This window comes from Variovorax paradoxus (assembly GCA_016806145.1).
In the GTDB taxonomy this organism is placed as follows: Bacteria; Pseudomonadota; Gammaproteobacteria; order Burkholderiales; family Burkholderiaceae_C; genus Variovorax.
Genome location: CP063166.1, coordinates 5816925 through 5832793, shown reverse-complemented (window position 1 = coordinate 5832793; position 15869 = coordinate 5816925). Strand labels below are relative to the sequence as shown.

The window sequence follows — 15869 nt, the reverse complement described above, 5'->3', positions numbered from 1 at the left end:
CCTCGGGGGCTCCGGCTCTCAACGCTGTTGCAGCGCGGCGCGCACGGCCTTGGCGAAGATCACGATCGGCAGCGCGGCGATCAGGTCGCGCAGCACGCCGTTCGAGGCGAAGGAGGGGGCCTTGAGGGCGGCGGAATTCAGTGCGGTGTTGTTCATGGATGTGCTCCGAATGCGGGTGGGTGGGAATGCGAACCTCCGAATTATAGGGTTTACCCTGGATTAGGGCAAACCACGAGTGACATGCCCATTTCGCAAGCAGGTCCCGCGAAGGCACTCCAGAGTGGGCCGAGATGCGATCGAGGAGTTCAGCGAGGTCCACCGAAGACGCCACCGACTTGCATCAAGCGGCGCGTTCTCATCGCGCGCCAAGACGGCCATGCTAGGGAATCCACGGGGGTCCGCGGCCGGCTCCCTTCGAGGGAACTTGACGAGGGTCAAGAGTTTTTGGATCGCTCCATCCGACAGTCATCCGCACGCAGGAGGCTGCGGGTCGACGGTGTCGCGAAGCGGGGCCGACGGGACCGGAGGATCAGCCGAAGCGTGTCGATTGCGTGATGCGACGCCGTACTTGTTCGCATCTCTGCTTCGGGGACCGGTGACTCGGAACGAAACCGGCGGCGCCTCGACGCGATCCGCCGGACTTCAACTACTCAAACACAAAGATGAAGGACATTCAATGACTCGGCAAACGACCACGATCGCGGGTGCGAACCCCGCGATCTACTCCCCCTCGGGACACTCCGGCGCCGCGGCGGCGCAGCGCTCGCACAGCTACCGATGGGGACAGCTCCTGATCGGCATCGTGTGCATGGCGATGATCGCCAACCTCCAATACGGCTGGACCCTGTTCGTCAACCCGATCGCGGAGAAGCACGGCTGGAGCCGCGCCGCGATCCAGGTGGCCTTCACCATCTTCGTGCTCACCGAGACCTGGCTGGTGCCGATCGAGGGCTACCTCGTCGACCGCTTCGGCCCGCGTCCCGTGGTGCTGGTGGGCGGCGTGCTCTGCGGCATCGGCTGGGTGATCAACTCCTTCGCGGCCTCGCTGCCGGTGCTCTACATCGCGGCGGCCATCGGCGGCATCGGCGCGGGCGCGGTCTACGGCACCTGCGTGGGCAATGCGCTCAAGTGGTTCCCCGACCGGCGCGGCCTCGCGGCGGGCCTGACCGCGGCCGGCTTCGGCGCGGGCTCGGCGCTCACCATCATTCCGATCTCGGCCATGATCAAGAACAGCGGCTACGAGGCCGCCTTCCTGTATTTTGGGATCGGGCAGGGACTGATCGTGTTCCTGCTCGCATGGATGCTGACGCGCGCGCCCGAGCATGCCAAGGCCGTGAACACCCGCAACGTGCAGCAGTCGCGGCGCGACTACGCGCCCTCCGAGGTGCTGCGCTCGCCCGTGTTCTGGGTGATGTACGCGATGTTCGTGATGGTGGCCGCCGGCGGCCTGATGGCGACCGCGCAGCTCGCGCCGATCGCCAAGGACTTCAAGATCATCGACGTGCCGGTGAACATCATGGGCCTGGTGCTGCCCGCGCTGACCTTCGCGCTGGCGATCGACCGCGTGCTCAACGGCCTGACGCGACCGTTCTTCGGCTGGGTGTCGGACAAGATCGGCCGCGAGCAGACCATGTTCATCGCTTTCGCGATCGAGGCGGTCGGCATCCTGATGCTGTACAAGTACGGCCACAACCCGCTGCTGTTCGTGGTGCTGACCGGCATGGTGTTCTTCGCCTGGGGCGAGATCTACAGCCTGTTCCCCTCGACCTGCGCCGACACCTTCGGCGGCAAGTACGCGGCCTCGAACGCCGGCATGCTCTACACCGCCAAGGGCACGGCCTCGCTGCTGGTGCCGCTGTCGAGCGTGCTGGCCGCGAGCACCGGCAGCTGGGAGGCGGTGTTCTTCGTCGCGAGCGGCGTGAACGCGGTCGCCGCCTTGATGGCCTGGTTCGTCTTGCGGCCCATGCGCCGCAAGCACATCGAACGCAGCGAACTCCCGCACTGAGCGCCGGCGGGTCGCGAGCCGCTACCATCGACGCCTTTGTCCAGGAGAACGGCGTGACCCTCTACAGACTCGACGAACATGAACCGTCCATCGACGCCAGCGCGCGCGTGGCGGACACGGCGAGCGTGATCGGTCAGGTCGTGCTCGGCGCGCGCAGCAGCATCGGGCCGCGCTGCGTGCTGCGCGGCGACAACGAGCCCATCACGGTGGGCGCGGGCAGCCACCTCGAGGACGGCGTGATGCTGCATGCCGACCCGGGCTTCCCGATGACCATCGGCGCCGACGTGACGGTCGAGCGGCATGTGATGCTGCACGGCTGCACCATCGGCGACGGTTCGGTGGTCGGCGAGGACACGGTGGCGCTCAACGGCGCGGTGGTGGGCCGCGAATGCATCGTCGCCACCGGCGCGCTGCTGACCGAGGGCAAGGTCTTTCCCGACCGCTCGCTGATCTCGGGCCGCCCGGCCAAGGTCACGGGCCAGGTCGACGATGCCGAGGCCGCGCGCCTCGTGCAGCGCGCGCGCGAACTGGCCGCGCGCTGATCCGCGCGGGGCCGCCGGCGCGAACGGCCCCGCGTTCCTCTCCTTGCGTTCCCGCGCACCGCGACGGATTCGTGCGCGGAATACCTCGGCGCTGCGAACGGTTCGCACGCGTCCCCACGAGGCCTCCGGATATTCCGGCCGCGGCCCAGCGACAGGGTCCTTTTCACAGGGCTCGCTCGCATTCGCGCTACCCCTGTTTCGATGGAAATTGACCTGCGTCAAGGTCATCCGCGCGCGATTCCTCGACAGTGAATCCCGAGGCAGATGACCGCGCGCGGCTCCCGGTCCCCGCACAGGGAGGCAAGCGCGAATCGACGCCACGATGACAACGGATCCGCCGGCAGGCAGACAGCGGCGGACCGGCAACGGCACCAGATCGGACGGGACCATGACAACAGAAGCGCTGAACGCGTACGCAGCACCGCACCTGGCCGCACCCGCGGCACGCGTGGAGGCCGGCCAATGAGCGAGGCCCCGCGACTTTCCGCGGCCGACGAACTGGCCGAGGTGCGCCGCGTGCTTGGCGCGCATGCGGACGAACAGGGTGCGCTGCTGCCGATCCTGCACGAGGTGCAGGACACGCTGGGCTACGTGCCCTCGCATGCGGTGCAGACCATCGCCGACGCGCAGAACCTCTCGCGCGCCGAGGTGCATGGCGTGATCACCTACTACCACCACTTCCGCGCCGAGCCGCCGGGACGGCACGTGATCCAGATCTGCCGCGCCGAGGCCTGCCAGGCGATGGGCGCCGATGCGCTGCTCGCGCATGCCGAGAAGCACCTGGGCTGCGCGGTGCACGGCACCACGAAGGACGGCGCCTTCACGCTCGAGCCGGCGTTCTGCCTCGGCCTGTGCGCCTCCTCGCCCGCGATGACGCTCGACGACGAGCCGCATGCGCGCGTCACGCCGATTCGTTTCGAGACCCTGGTCGCACAGGCGGGAGATTGCGCATGAACGCCGCCGTGAAGATCTACGTGCCGCGCGACTCCGCGGCGCTCGCGGTCGGCGCCGACGCCGTGGCCCAGCGCATCGCGCAGGAAGCCGCCGCTCGCGGCCTCGCGATCGATCTGGTGCGCAACGGCTCGCGCGGCATGCTGTGGCTCGAGCCGTTGGTCGAGTTCGAAACGCCCGCGGGCCGCATGGCCTACGGCCCGGTCACGGTCGACGACGTGCCGGCACTGCTCGACGCCGGCCTGGCCACGGGCGCGCGTTCGCATCCGCTGTCGCTCGGCCCCACCGACGAGATTGCCTACCTCAAGAAGCAGGAGCGCCTGACCTTCGCGCGCGTCGGCATCACCGACCCCGTGTCGCTGACCGACTACCAGGCGCACGAGGGCTATGCGGGCCTGCGCGCGGCGCTCGCGATGGCGCCGGCCGACATCGTGCAGCAGGTGCTCGACTCGGGCCTGCGCGGCCGCGGCGGCGCGGCGTTTCCGGCCGGCATCAAGTGGAAGACGGTGCTCAACACGCCGTCCGAACAGAAGTACATCGTCTGCAATGCCGACGAGGGCGACTCGGGCACCTTCTCCGACCGCATGACGATGGAGGGCGACCCCTTCGTGCTGATCGAGGGCATGACCATCGCGGGCATCGCAACCGGCGCGACGCAGGGCTACATCTACGTGCGCTCCGAGTACCCGCACGCGATCGCCGCGCTCAACGAGGCGATCCGCCACGCGGAGGCCGCGGGCTTCCTCGGCGACAACGTGCTGCGCTCGGGCAAGCGCTTCCGGCTCGCGGTGCGCAAGGGCGCCGGCTCCTACGTCTGCGGCGAGGAGACGGCGCTGCTCGAGAGCCTCGAGGGCAAGCGCGGCATCGTGCGCGCCAAGCCGCCGCTGCCGGCCATCGAGGGCCTGTTCGGCCAGCCCACGCTGATCAACAACGTGATCACGCTGGCCAGCGTGCCGATCATCCTGGCGCTCGGCGCCACCTTCTACCGCGACTACGGCGTGGGCCGCTCGCGCGGCACCCTGCCGATGCAGCTGGCCGGCAACATCAAGCACGGCGGGCTGGTCGAGAAGGCCTTCGGCGTCACCTTGCGCGAACTGCTCTACGACTACGGCGGCGGCTCGGCCTCGGGCCGGCCGATCAAGGCGGTGCAGGTCGGCGGCCCGCTGGGCGCCTACCTGCCCGAGTCGCAGTGGGACCTGCCGCTGGACTACGAGGCCTACGCGGCCGTCGGCGGCACCGTGGGCCACGGCGGCATCGTGGTGCACGACGACACGGCCGACCTGTCGAAGCTCGCGCGCTACGCGATGGAGTTCTGCGCGCTCGAGTCGTGCGGCAAGTGCACGCCCTGCCGCATCGGCTCGACGCGCGGCGTCGAGGTCATCGACAAGATCCGCGGCAACCAGAACCGGCCGCAGCAGGTGATCCTGCTGCGCGACCTGTGCAACACCATGGTCCATGGCTCGCTGTGCGCGATGGGCGGCATGACGCCGTTCCCGGTCCTCTCCGCGCTCGACCACTTCCCGCAGGACTTCGGCATCGAGGCACCCGACCGCAAGGCCGCCTGAGCCCCCAGAGAAAGCAAAGACATGTTGAACCATCTCAAGGAAACCGACTACGGCACGCCCAAGCGCGAATCCGAGCGCGAGGTCACGCTGGAGATCGACGGCACCGAGGTCACCGTGCCGGCCGGCACCTCGCTGATGCGCGCGGCCGTCGACGCCGGCATCCAGGTGCCCAAGCTGTGCGCCACCGACAGCCTCGAGCCTTTCGGCTCGTGCCGGCTGTGCCTGGTCGAGATCGAGGGCCGCCGCGGCTTCCCGGCCTCGTGCACCACGCCGGCCGAGGCCGGCATGAAGGTGCGCACCCAGACGCCGAAGCTGCAGGACCTGCGCAAGGGCGTGATGGAGCTCTACATCTCCGACCATCCGCTCGACTGCCTGACCTGCTCGGCCAACGGCAACTGCGAGCTGCAGGACATGGCGGGCGTGACCGGCCTGCGCAACGTGCGCTACGGCTTCGATGGCGCCAACCACATCAAGAGCGAGAAGGACGAGTCGAACCCGTACTTCACCTACGACCCCTCCAAGTGCATCGTGTGCAACCGCTGCGTGCGCGCCTGCGAGGAAACCCAGGGCACCTTCGCGCTGACCATCAGCGGCCGCGGCTTCGAGTCGCGCGTGTCGCCGGGCCAGGACCAGCCCTTCATGGAATCGGAGTGCGTGAGCTGCGGCGCCTGCGTCGAGGCCTGCCCCACCGCCACCCTGCAGGAGAAGTCGGTGATCTGGCTCGGCCAGCCCGAGCACAGCGTGATCACCACCTGCGCCTACTGCGGCGTGGGCTGTGCCTTCAAGGCCGAGATGAAGGGCAACGAGGTGGTGCGCATGGTGCCGTGGAAGGACGGCAAGGCCAACGACGGCCACTCCTGCGTGAAGGGCCGCTTCGCCTGGGGCTATGCCTCGCACCAGGACCGCATGCTCAAGCCCATGATCCGCCAGAAGATCACCGACCCGTGGCAGGAGGTGAGCTGGGACGAGGCCATCGACTACGCGGCCGGCGAGTTCAAGCGCCTGCAGGAGAAGTACGGCCGCAACGCCATCGGCGGCATCACCTCCTCGCGCTGCACCAACGAGGAAACCTACCTGGTGCAGAAGCTGGTGCGCGCGGGCTTCGGCAACAACAACGTCGACACCTGCGCCCGCGTGTGCCATTCGCCCACGGGCTACGGCCTGAAGCAGACGCTGGGCGAATCGGCCGGCACGCAGACCTTCCAGTCGGTCGAGAAGTCCGACGTGATCATGGTCATCGGCGCCAACCCGACCGACGGCCATCCGGTGTTCGCCTCGCGCATGAAGAAGCGGCTGCGCCAGGGCGCGAAGCTGATCGTGGTCGACCCGCGCCGCATCGACATCGTGAAGTCGCCGCACATCCGCGCCGCGCATCACCTGCAGCTGCGCCCCGGCACCAACGTGGCGGTGGTCACGGCGCTGGCGCACGTGATCGTCACCGAAGGCCTGATGGCCGACGCGTTCGTGGCCGAGCGCTGCGACCCGGCCTCGTTCGCCGAGTGGAAGGCCTACGTCGAGCGCCCCGAGCAGTCGCCCGAGGCCACGGAAGCCTTCACCGGCGTGCCGGCCGCCGAGATGCGCGCCGCCGCGCGGCTGTTCGCCACCGCCGGCAACGGCGCCATCTACTACGGCCTCGGCGTGACCGAGCACAGCCAGGGCTCGACCACCGTGATGGGCATCGCCAACCTCGCGATGGTCACCGGCAACGTCGGCCGCGAGGGCGTCGGCGTGAACCCGCTGCGCGGCCAGAACAACGTGCAGGGGTCGTGCGACATGGGCTCGTTCCCGCACGAGCTGCCGGGCTACCGCCACGTGTCGGACAGCACCACGCGCGGTTCCTTCGAGGCCGCCTGGGGCGTGCAGCTCGATCCCGAGCCGGGCCTGCGCATTCCCAACATGTTCGACGCCGCGATCGGCGGCAGCTTCAAGGGCCTGTACTGCGAGGGCGAGGACATCGTGCAGTCCGACCCCAACACCCAGCACGTGGCCGCCGCCATGATGGCGATGGAATGCGTGGTGGTGCAGGACCTCTTCCTCAACGAGACCGCCAAGTACGCGCACGTGTTCCTGCCGGGCTCCTCCTTCCTCGAGAAGGACGGCACCTTCACCAACGCCGAGCGCCGCATCTCGCGCGTGCGCAAGGTGATGCCGCCGAAGGCCGGCCTGGCCGACTGGGAGGTCACGGTGAAGCTGGCGAACGCGCTCGGCTATCCGATGAGCTACAAGAACCCCGAGGCGATCATGGACGAGATCGCCGCGCTGACGCCGAGCTTCCATGGCGTGAGCTACAAGCGCATCGACGAGCTCGGCAGCATCCAGTGGCCCTGCAACGACGCGGCGCCCGAGGGCACGCCGACCATGCACATCGACACGTTCGTGCGCGGCAAGGGGCGCTTCATCGTCACGCAGTACGTGCCGACCGACGAGAAGGTCACGCGCCGCTTCCCGCTGCTGCTGACCACCGGGCGCATCCTGTCGCAGTACAACGTGGGCGCGCAGACGCGGCGCACCGACAACAACCTGTGGCACGGCGAGGACCGGCTCGAGCTGCATCCGCACGACGCCGAAGAGCGCGGCGTGAAGGACGGCGACTGGGTCGGCATCCAGAGCCGCGCGGGCGAGACGGTGCTGCGCGCGACGGTGTCCGAGCGCATGCAGCCGGGCGTGGTCTACACCACCTTCCACTTCCCCGAGTCGGGCGCCAACGTGATCACCACCGACAACTCCGACTGGGCCACCAACTGCCCCGAGTACAAGGTGACGGCGGTGCAGGTGATGCCGGTGATGCAGCCCTCGGCCTGGCAGCAGGAGTACAGCCGCTTCAACCGGGTGCAGAACGAGCTGCTCAATGCGGCCTCGGCGCCCTCGCCGTCGAACGAGACGGTGCCGGCCAAGTAGGGCCCGCGAGCGCAGCGCCATGAACATCGCCACCCTGCCGCTCGCGAGCGCCGACACCGCCGCCTTCTGCGAAGGCGCGCGGCTGCTGCCGGTGCGCGGCGTGCGCGGCGGCCAGCCGTTCGCGGTGCAGGACTGGGTGGCCGAGGAAGTGCCGGTGGCGCTCGAATACAACGGCATCTCGCACGCGGTGATGCTGGCCACGCCGCTCGACCTGGAAGACTTCGCGCTCGGCTTCTCGCTGAGCGAGGGCATCCTCGAGGCGGCGCACGAGCTCTACGCCAGCGAGGTCGAGAGCGCCGAGCGCGGCATCACGGTGCGGCTCGAGGTCTCGGCGGCCGCGTTCGCGCGCCTCAAGCAGCGGCGCCGCTCGCTGGCCGGACGCACCGGCTGCGGCCTGTGCGGCACCGAGAGCCTGGCGCAGGTGGCGCGCGAGCTGCCGGTGCTGGGCGCGGGGCCGTCGTTCGAGCGCGCCGCGATCGGCCGCGCGATGGCGCAGTTCCAGTCGCTGCAGACATTGCAGGAAGCCACGGGCGCGGTGCATGCCGCGGCCTGGTGCTCGGCCGACGGCGAGGTGGTGTGGCTGCGCGAGGACGTGGGCCGCCACAACGCGCTCGACAAGCTGGTGGGCGCGCTCGCGGCCAACGAGGTCGATGCGGCGGCGGGCTTCATCGCCGTGACCAGCCGCGCGAGTTTCGAGATGGTGCAGAAGGCCGCGATGGCCGGCGTCTCGCTGCTGGCGGCGGTGTCGGCGCCAACCTCCTTCGCGGTCGAGACCGCGCAGCGCGCCGGGCTCACGCTGGTGGGCTTCGCGCGGCGCGAGGACCTGGGGGTCTACAGCCACCCGCAGCGGCTGCCGGCCGACACGGTGGCGGCCAACGGGCAGCGCCCGCATTGATGACGAACAACCTCACGACGACAACGAGCGGAGACACAGCGCATGCATGACCAGTCGGTGCAATTGATCAAGATGGCCAACCAGATCGGCACCTTCTTCGAGGCCCAGACCCCGTCGGATGCCGGGGCGGCCACGCAGGCCATCGCGGCGCACCTCAAGTCCTTCTGGGCGCCGAGCATGCGGCTGGCGCTGGTGGAGAGCTTCGACCAGGGCAAGGCGCAGGCGATGCTGCCGATCGTGGCCACGGCCGTGCGCGACCACCGCGCCAGGCTCCTGCCCGACGGCGGGCACATGGTGGCGGAGGCGAAGCTGCTCTATCCGCAGGGCGGCGGCGACGCGGGTTGAGGCCTGCGTTCGATCGTTCATCACCGTTCGGGTTGAGCCCGAACGGTTGAGAGGTGACGATCAGCCGTGGCCTGCTACCGCGGCATGCGACAGCGCCTTGGCCTCGCGCCGCTCGGCATTGCGCGCGCGGCGCCGCTCGTGCGCCTGCAGCAGCGCTTCGTAGTAGAGGCCCAGCGGCATCGCCACGAACACCATGCCCGCGACGTAGATCACGAGGCTGGCGATGGGGAAGCTGTCGCCGCCCCAATGGGGAACGGAAGCCGCCGCCGCGATGGCGGCGACGATCGCGATCGTGGCGCGGAAAGCGCCGCGCAACCAGGCGATGCGGGTCTCGTCGCCCTGCGGTGCATCGTCTGCCGGACGGTCTGATGCCGTGTTCCTCCCGCCTTTGTCTCCGTGCTCGTTCATCGTCGGCTCCTTGGAAGGCGTCTTCGATGATTCTTATCACGCGCCATCGCGGGGTCAAGATCGAAGTCCCGTACGAAACGCGGCTTCGCGCATGCCGCGCGCGCCGATGCGCGCCGCATGCGTACCTCAGTCGTACTTCACGGTGTAGATCAGGTCGAGGCCGCTGGTCTGTCCGGCCTGGCCGCGCAGGGTGAGGCGCTGCGTGAGGTCGTAGAAGATGAACAGCGTGCCGAAGGTGCCGCCGATGCTGCGCTCGTAGGTGACGTAGAAGTCCTTCGACAGCCGCTTGCCGAAGGTGACGGCCGAATCGCGCACGTCGCCGCCGCTGCCCGGGCCCTTGAAGCCCAGCTCGTCGAGGCCGAAGCGGCTCGCCAGGCTGCCGCCGCTGGCGCCCTTGCTGATGCGCCCGAGCAGCGAGAGCGCGGCCTGCTGCAGCAGCGCCGATTCGCCGCCGCTGGTGGCCGAGGCGCGGCCCAGCACCACCCACGACAGCGTCTCGGCGTCGGACAGCGCGGGCTCCGAATAGAGCTTCACGCGCGGCGACTGCGCGCTGCCGCTGATCTGCACGCCGGCGCGCTGCGTGATGTTGGGCCGGATCGCGAGGATGTCGAGCTGCGGGTTGTCGTAGGGGCCGTTGAAGCGCGCGATGCCGGTCTCCACGTCGAGCTGCTGGCCGTAGGCGCGGTACTGGCCCTTCACGGTCTTCACCTCGCCGGTGATGCGCGGCGGCGCATCGAGCCGCGTGCTGCGGATGTCGAGCTGGCCCTCGAGCCGGGTCGTGATGCCGCGGCCCTGCACCGCGAAGTCGTCGCCGAGGTCGAACTCGACCGCGATGTCGGGCGGCTTCGCGGTCTGCGGCTTCGCGGCCTGGGCCGCCTGCGCGTCGCTGCGCGCGGCCTCGCGCTGCCGCGCCTCGGCCTCCTCGCGGTCCTTGGCGGCCGAGCGCACGATCACGTCGCTGCCGAGGCTGGGCGCGGTCTCGTCGGGCAGGATGATCACGGCGCGGTCGGTCTTGAGCTTGCCGCGCACGATGAACTGCCGGTTCTCGAGCCGCGCCTGCAGGTCGCCCGACAAGGTGACCTGGCGGTCGGTGCGCACCAGCACGCGCAGCGCGCGCAGTTCGGCCTGCAGCGCCATGCGGATGCCGGGCGCGCCCGCGGCCGTGCCTGCGCCCGACCAGTTGAGCTCGCCGCGCGCGCTCAGCGTGCCGCCATCGGTGCCGGCCTCGCTGGCCGCGGTGCTGCGGTTGCCGCTCTGGCCCGCGATGCGCGCCGTGCTGCCGGCGCCGCCCTTGAGCGTGAACTCTGCGATCTCGACGCGGTCGCCCGACAGGTTGGCGCGCAGCCGGCCGTCGCGCAGGTCCAGGCCCTCGACCGGCGCGCGCAGCGCCAGCTTGTCGGCGCCCAGCGTGCCGTTCCAGCGCGGCGCCGCGCGGCTGCCCGAGAGCGTTGCATTGGCGTCGAGCGTGCCGGCCACGCGCCAGCCCGGCGGCGCGAGCATCGACCACACGCCGAGGTTCGGCAGCCTGGCGGCGACGCGGCCCGTGAGCGGCGCGTCGGGTGCCCACTGCCAGCCGCCGGCGCGCTGCTGGAAGCGCGTGCCGGCCTCGGCATCGATCTGGCCCGCGCGTTCGCTGTCCCAGGCCAGCGTGGCGCGCACCGCCTCGCCCTGGGCGTCGAGCCGCAACTCGGCGCGACGCAGCCCGGCCGGCGTGCTCGGGCTCAGGCCGGCCTCGCTGGAATTCATCTTGCGTTCGCTCGCGGTGCCGGTGCCGCGGCTCTCGATGCGCGTGATCAGCGCGGCCTCGCCGGCCTGCACGCGGATGTCGCCGCTCTGGCGCGCGAGCCGGGCCTGGGCGCGCAGCGTGTCGCCGGCATCGATGTCCCAGTCGCCGTCGAAGACCAGGTCGCCGGTGATGCCGAGTTCGCCGAAGGTGGTGCTGGCGCCGAAGGCCTCGGCCCAGGACATCGGCAGGCCCTTGAGCTCGCCCTTCGACTGCACGCGGAACACGCGGTTGGCGGCGGCGCCGCTCTGGCTGAAGCGCAGCGGCTGCCAGTCGATGCGCACCGTGCCGGGCACGGGCCCGCGCAGGGTGGCGCCGGCGGCCGAGGCCTCGACCTCGAGGCGGTCGGTGCCGGTGCGCACCGTGGCCGTGACCTCGCGGCCGAGCTCGAGCACCCAGGGCGATTTCTGCGTGGCGGGCTGGGCGCTGTCCTGCGCCTGCAGCCGCAGGCTGGCGAGCGCGGCGCGCCACTGGCCGGCGCCCGCGAGGCCGCCGCTGGCGCGCGTGTCGAGCACCAGCTTCTGCGTGCCGGTGGCGGCCTCGCCCTGCAGCGACAGCGTGGCCTGCGCGATGCTGCCCGCGAGCTCGGCGCGCAGCGCGCTCAATTGCACCTGGGTTGCAGCGGCGCCGGCCTGGGCCGCGGGCAGCAGCAGGTCGAGCCTGGGCACCGTAAGGCTGGCCTTCAGGCTCGGTTCGGCGTTGCCGCGCGCGAGCGGCGCGGCGGGGTTCTGCAGCCGGCGCTGGAAGTTCTGCCAGCCGCCCTGCCAGCTCGCGTCGAGCCGGGCCGAGCCCTTCGCGCTGCGGCCCGCGAACAGGCCCGCCATCTCGGGCAGGCTCTCGATCCAGCGCTGCACGGCCTCGGTGTCGTCGATGCGGGCCTTGAGTTCGCCCGTGCCCTGCGCGGGCGCCATGCGGGCGTCGAGCTGCGCCTCGGCGCCGGGCAGCGCGAGCTTCAGGTTGCCGCTGCCGGCCTGCTCGGCCACGCGCACCTGCAGCTTGCCCTCGACGCTGGCGCGCTGCGCATCGATGCGCAGCGTGCGCAGGTCCAGCACCTGGTCCTTCCACTGGCCCTGGGCCAGCACGCGGTCGAGCCCGAAGCCCGGCAGCGCCTTGCTGCCGGCGCCGCCCTCGGCGCGCAGCGCGAGGTCGAAGCCGATGCCGTCGTCGCGTTGCTGCGCAGTGACGCGGCCGCTGATCGGCGCGCCCGAGAGTTCGCTGTACAGCGCGCCCAGCCGCACGCCCTGCACCTCGGCGCGCGCCTGCCAGGGCGCGGGCGCGGGGCTCCAGCGGCCCGCGGCCTCGATGCGGCCGCCGCCCGCGCGCAGCGTGGCCTGCGGGATGTCCCAGTGGGTGCCGTCGTAGCCGACCTGGGCCTGCAGCTGCTCGAGCGGCAGCTTGCCCTGGTCCCACGGGCCCGGCCGCGCGTTGCGCAGGTCGGCCTGGGCCTTCCAGGCGGCGGGGCCGGTGGCGGCATCGGGTTCGAGCGCGACGCTGCCCGTGAGCAGCGTCTGCGGCGCGCCGGGCCACAGGCTCGACGCGTCGACGTTGCGCAGGTCGGCCTTGGCCGCGATCACGGGCTGCGGCTGCCAGGGCGCGATGGTGGCTTCGAGCTTCGCCTCCATCGGGGCGTCGGCATCGGGTTCGGCCGGCGCGAGTTCGGCCTGGACGTTCAGGCGCGCATCGGCGCCCGCGAGCGTGCCCTGGATGCCGGCCTTGGCCAGCACCTCGAGGCTGCGTTCCTCGGGCAGCGGCGCCTTCACGCGGCCGTCGAGCGTGGCCTCGATCGCCATCGGCGCCGCGCCCTGCAGCTTCACGCGCGCGCTGTAGTGGCCCTCGGCGATGTCGACGCCCTCGACGTCGAGCTTGTGCTCGCCGCCGGTGTAGCGGTAGTGGCCCGCGAGCCGTTGCGCCTGCAGCGCGGGCGGGCCGGCCCAGCGCAGGTCGTCGATGCGGAACGGCAGGTCGATCTCGACCGGCAGCACGATCTTCTCGAGCGGCTCGGCGGGCTTGTCGCTGGGCGCACCGCGCCGTTCGATCAGCAGCTGCGCCGCATGCACCTCGCCGAGCTGCACCTTGCGCTCGAACAGCGGCGCGAGCTGCCAGCCGATCTTGGCCTCGTGCACCTCGACCGCGAGGCTCTCGCTCTGCCAGCGTAGCCAGCCGATGCGCCCGCCGGTGCGCAGCGAGCCCGTGACCTCGCGGCTCTCGAGCGTCTGGCCGGCCGGCAGATAGGCCGCGGCCTTGGCGAGCGCGAAGGCCAGCGACTGGTTCGAGCCCAGCCACCACCAGGCGGCGCCCAGCACCAGCAGCAGCGCGACGAACAGGCCGGCGACGGTCCAGGCCAGCGCGCGCAGGGCACGGCGCGTGCGCGAGCGCCGGGCCGGCGGCGTCGGCGTCTGCGGGGTTGGGGTCTCGGTCGCTGCGTTCGCCATCGTGCTCAGAAGGTGAAGCCCAGCCGCACGTGCAGCCGGAACTTGCGCGTGTCCACGCCATAGGCCAGGTCGGCCTGCACCGGTCCGACCGGGCTGCGCCAGCGCGTGCCCACGCCCACGCCGACCTTGGGCTTGAGCTCGCTGGGCTTGTCGGCCACCGCGCCGGCGTCGACGAACACCACGCTCTCGAAGTCGGTGAGCTTGTCCTTGTAGACGAAGGGGCGCTGCCACTCGAGGCTCAGCACGCCAAGGTAGCGGCCCGCCACGGTCTGGCCGTCGGCGCGCACGGTGCCGATGTCGCGGTAGCCGTAGCCGCGCACGGTGGTGTCGCCGCCGGTCAGGAACATCAGGGTGGAGGGAATTTGCGCCGACTCCTTGCCGACCACCGCGCCGGCCTCGGCGCGCAGCTGCAGGCGGCTGCGGCGCGCCAGCGTGGCGGCGTCCTTGCCGTCGGCCCAGCCGACCGGCACGATGCCGAGCCAGCGCGCGTAGGTGCGCGTGAACGGCGACTGCTGGCCGGTCAGCGTGTAGCCCGCGGCCAGTTCGAGCGCGAGGCCCCAGCCGCGCCGCGGCGAGCCGTTGTCGTCGAAGTAGCGCCCGGTCCAGCCCCAGTTGGCGGTCACGGCCGAGGCCGAGGGCGGGGCGTCGGTGCCGCGGTTGGTCGCGTAGTCGTACTGCAGGAAGTAGCTGCGGTCGATGTGGTCGCTGGTCTTGTTGCGCCCGCCGCGCAGCCGGCCGCTGTCGACCACGTAGCTGCCCGACTGCTCGCTCTTGAGCTCGGCGCCCGAGAACCAGCGCCAGCCGTCGTCGCCGGGGATCGCCTTCCACTCGGTGCCCAGCGACTGGATGTCGCGGTCCACCGACAGCCGCGACACCGCGCGCCAGCCCAGCAGCGGCAGCTGGTTGTGGATGTGGTCGATCGACAGCCGCGGCCCGTTGTCGGTGGTGAAGCCCACGCCCAGCACCACCTTCTGCAGCGGCGCCTCGCGCAGCTGCGCGATCACGGGCGCGGCCAGCGGCGTGCCGCTCTCGGTGTCGAGCGTGAGGAACACCGAATCGAAGTAGCCGCTGCTGGCCAGGCGCTGCTGGGCGTCGAGCAGCTTCTGCTGGTCGTAGTCGGCACCGCTGGGCAGTTGCGCGATGCGGCGGATGCCGTCGGCGCTGTAGCGCTGGTTGCCGCGCAGCAGCAGCGGGCCGAACTTGTAGGCCGGGCCCGACTGGTAGGTGGCGCTCAGGCGGGCCTCGTGGCGGTCGGCGTCGACCTCGGCGCGGCTGATCTCGATGTTGCCGGTGGGGAAGCGTTTGGCCGTGAGGCTGCGCAGCGCGACCGCCTTGGCGTCGTCCCAGGCCTGCTGGGTGAAGGGCTGGCCCGCGCGCAGCGCCCAGGCGGTGCGGATGGTGTCGCGCTGCGACTCGGCGCTCAGGTCGTCGGCGATCGGGCCCGCATAACTGAGCTGCACGTTGCTCACGGTCGTGATCTCGCCGGGCTCGACGGTGACCACGATCTCGCGTGGCGCCTTGTCGCTCGCGGGCGTCTCGTGCAGCTCGAGCGTCAGCGCGGGCGTGAAGTAGCCGAGCGTGGCGAGCAGCTCGCGCGCATTGGCCTCGGCCGCGACCATCAGGCGCGAGATCTCGGTCGCGCCGAGGTCGTCGAGCGTCTTGTAGCGCTGGATCTCGAGGTGCAGCGAGAGGTACTCGCGCACGTTGTCGGGGCCGCGCACGTCGACCGAGAAGGCATCGCGGCGCTTGCCGTCCTTGCCCTCCCTTTCGCCGTCCGTGGACGCGCTGGCCGCGCGGTCGCCGCCGTCGCTCACCAGCGCGGGGGTGGACGCGGCCGAGTCGCCCGCGTCCTTTTTCGGCAGCAGGCTGCAGCCTTGCAAAAGCAGGACGCCGGAAAAAAGCAATGCCGGCCAACACGCCGGCAAGACGACACGAACCACCCTGAACATGGGCGACGATTCTGACAGCATGATCCGACGCGTCCGTGTCGGACGCGTTCGGATACATGGATGTGCGGGCCGCGAGGCCCGCGTGGCCGGGGCTCG

11 protein-coding genes are annotated in these 15869 nt (G+C 71.0%); 7 read left to right on the top strand and 4 right to left on the bottom strand.

Annotated elements, in window-relative coordinates:
- Positions 1 to 18: 18 nt before the first annotated feature.
- The gene (locus INQ48_27315) at positions 19 to 156 is read right to left on the bottom strand and encodes a hypothetical protein (protein QRF56985.1); all 138 of its coding nucleotides are present in this window, start codon (positions 154 to 156) and stop codon (positions 19 to 21) included.
- A 520-nt stretch (positions 157 to 676) separates the two neighbouring features.
- Here INQ48_27315 and oxlT point away from each other — a divergent pair.
- The 7 genes from oxlT (at position 677) to INQ48_27280 (ending at position 9201) form a co-directional block, all read left to right on the top strand.
- Positions 677 to 2005: an oxalate/formate MFS antiporter gene (oxlT, locus tag INQ48_27310; GenBank protein QRF56984.1), complete on the top strand. Its 1329-nt coding sequence runs from the start codon at positions 677 to 679 to the stop codon at positions 2003 to 2005.
- A gap of 53 nt (positions 2006 to 2058) precedes the next feature.
- Positions 2059 to 2547, top strand: a complete 489-nt coding sequence (locus INQ48_27305; protein QRF56983.1) for a gamma carbonic anhydrase family protein — start codon at positions 2059 to 2061, stop codon at positions 2545 to 2547.
- A 462-nt stretch (positions 2548 to 3009) separates the two neighbouring features.
- Positions 3010 to 3501, top strand: a complete 492-nt coding sequence (locus INQ48_27300) for a formate dehydrogenase subunit gamma (GenBank protein ID QRF56982.1) — start codon at positions 3010 to 3012, stop codon at positions 3499 to 3501.
- Positions 3498 to 5063 (top strand): formate dehydrogenase, encoded by a 1566-nt coding sequence (locus INQ48_27295; protein QRF56981.1) that lies wholly within the window; start codon positions 3498 to 3500, stop codon positions 5061 to 5063. The genes INQ48_27300 and INQ48_27295 overlap by 4 nt, the downstream gene beginning before the upstream one ends.
- Positions 5064 to 5084: 21 nt before the next feature.
- Positions 5085 to 7961 carry a formate dehydrogenase subunit alpha gene (gene fdhF, locus INQ48_27290; GenBank protein QRF56980.1) on the top strand — a complete coding sequence of 959 codons (2877 nt, stop codon included), beginning with the start codon at positions 5085 to 5087 and terminating at the stop codon, positions 7959 to 7961.
- Positions 7962 to 7980: 19 nt separating this feature from the next.
- Positions 7981 to 8856, top strand: coding sequence for a formate dehydrogenase accessory sulfurtransferase FdhD (fdhD, locus tag INQ48_27285; protein ID QRF56979.1), 876 nt, complete (start codon positions 7981 to 7983; stop codon positions 8854 to 8856).
- 42 nt (positions 8857 to 8898) lie between these two features.
- Positions 8899 to 9201 (top strand): formate dehydrogenase subunit delta, encoded by a 303-nt coding sequence (locus INQ48_27280; GenBank protein QRF56978.1) that lies wholly within the window; start codon positions 8899 to 8901, stop codon positions 9199 to 9201.
- Positions 9202 to 9261: 60 nt separating this feature from the next.
- Here INQ48_27280 and INQ48_27275 read toward each other — a convergent pair whose 3' ends face one another.
- The 3 genes from INQ48_27275 to INQ48_27265 form a co-directional block, all read right to left on the bottom strand.
- The gene (locus INQ48_27275; protein QRF56977.1) at positions 9262 to 9609 is read right to left on the bottom strand and encodes a hypothetical protein; all 348 of its coding nucleotides are present in this window, start codon (positions 9607 to 9609) and stop codon (positions 9262 to 9264) included.
- Between the two features lie 126 nt (positions 9610 to 9735).
- Positions 9736 to 13824 carry a translocation/assembly module TamB domain-containing protein gene (locus tag INQ48_27270; GenBank protein QRF56976.1) on the bottom strand — a complete coding sequence of 1363 codons (4089 nt, stop codon included), beginning with the start codon at positions 13822 to 13824 and terminating at the stop codon, positions 9736 to 9738.
- Between the two features lie 5 nt (positions 13825 to 13829).
- Positions 13830 to 15773, bottom strand: coding sequence for a BamA/TamA family outer membrane protein (locus tag INQ48_27265; GenBank protein ID QRF56975.1), 1944 nt, complete (start codon positions 15771 to 15773; stop codon positions 13830 to 13832).
- Positions 15774 to 15869 lie beyond the last annotated feature (96 nt).

Excerpts from the sequence above, each read along its gene's own strand:
- INQ48_27315 (QRF56985.1), bottom strand. The coding sequence starts at position 156 with ATGAACAACACCGCACTGAATTCCGCCGCCCTCAAGGCCCCCTCCTTC.
- oxlT (QRF56984.1), top strand. The coding sequence starts at position 677 with ATGACTCGGCAAACGACCACGATCGCGGGTGCGAACCCCGCGATCTAC.
- INQ48_27300 (QRF56982.1), top strand. The coding sequence starts at position 3,010 with ATGAGCGAGGCCCCGCGACTTTCCGCGGCCGACGAACTGGCCGAGGTG.
- INQ48_27295 (QRF56981.1), top strand. The coding sequence starts at position 3,498 with ATGAACGCCGCCGTGAAGATCTACGTGCCGCGCGACTCCGCGGCGCTC.
- fdhF (QRF56980.1), top strand. The coding sequence starts at position 5,085 with ATGTTGAACCATCTCAAGGAAACCGACTACGGCACGCCCAAGCGCGAA.
- fdhD (QRF56979.1), top strand. The coding sequence starts at position 7,981 with ATGAACATCGCCACCCTGCCGCTCGCGAGCGCCGACACCGCCGCCTTC.
- INQ48_27280 (QRF56978.1), top strand. The coding sequence starts at position 8,899 with ATGCATGACCAGTCGGTGCAATTGATCAAGATGGCCAACCAGATCGGC.
- INQ48_27275 (QRF56977.1), bottom strand. The coding sequence starts at position 9,609 with ATGAACGAGCACGGAGACAAAGGCGGGAGGAACACGGCATCAGACCGT.
- INQ48_27270 (QRF56976.1), bottom strand. The coding sequence starts at position 13,824 with ATGGCGAACGCAGCGACCGAGACCCCAACCCCGCAGACGCCGACGCCG.
- INQ48_27265 (QRF56975.1), bottom strand. The coding sequence starts at position 15,773 with ATGTTCAGGGTGGTTCGTGTCGTCTTGCCGGCGTGTTGGCCGGCATTG.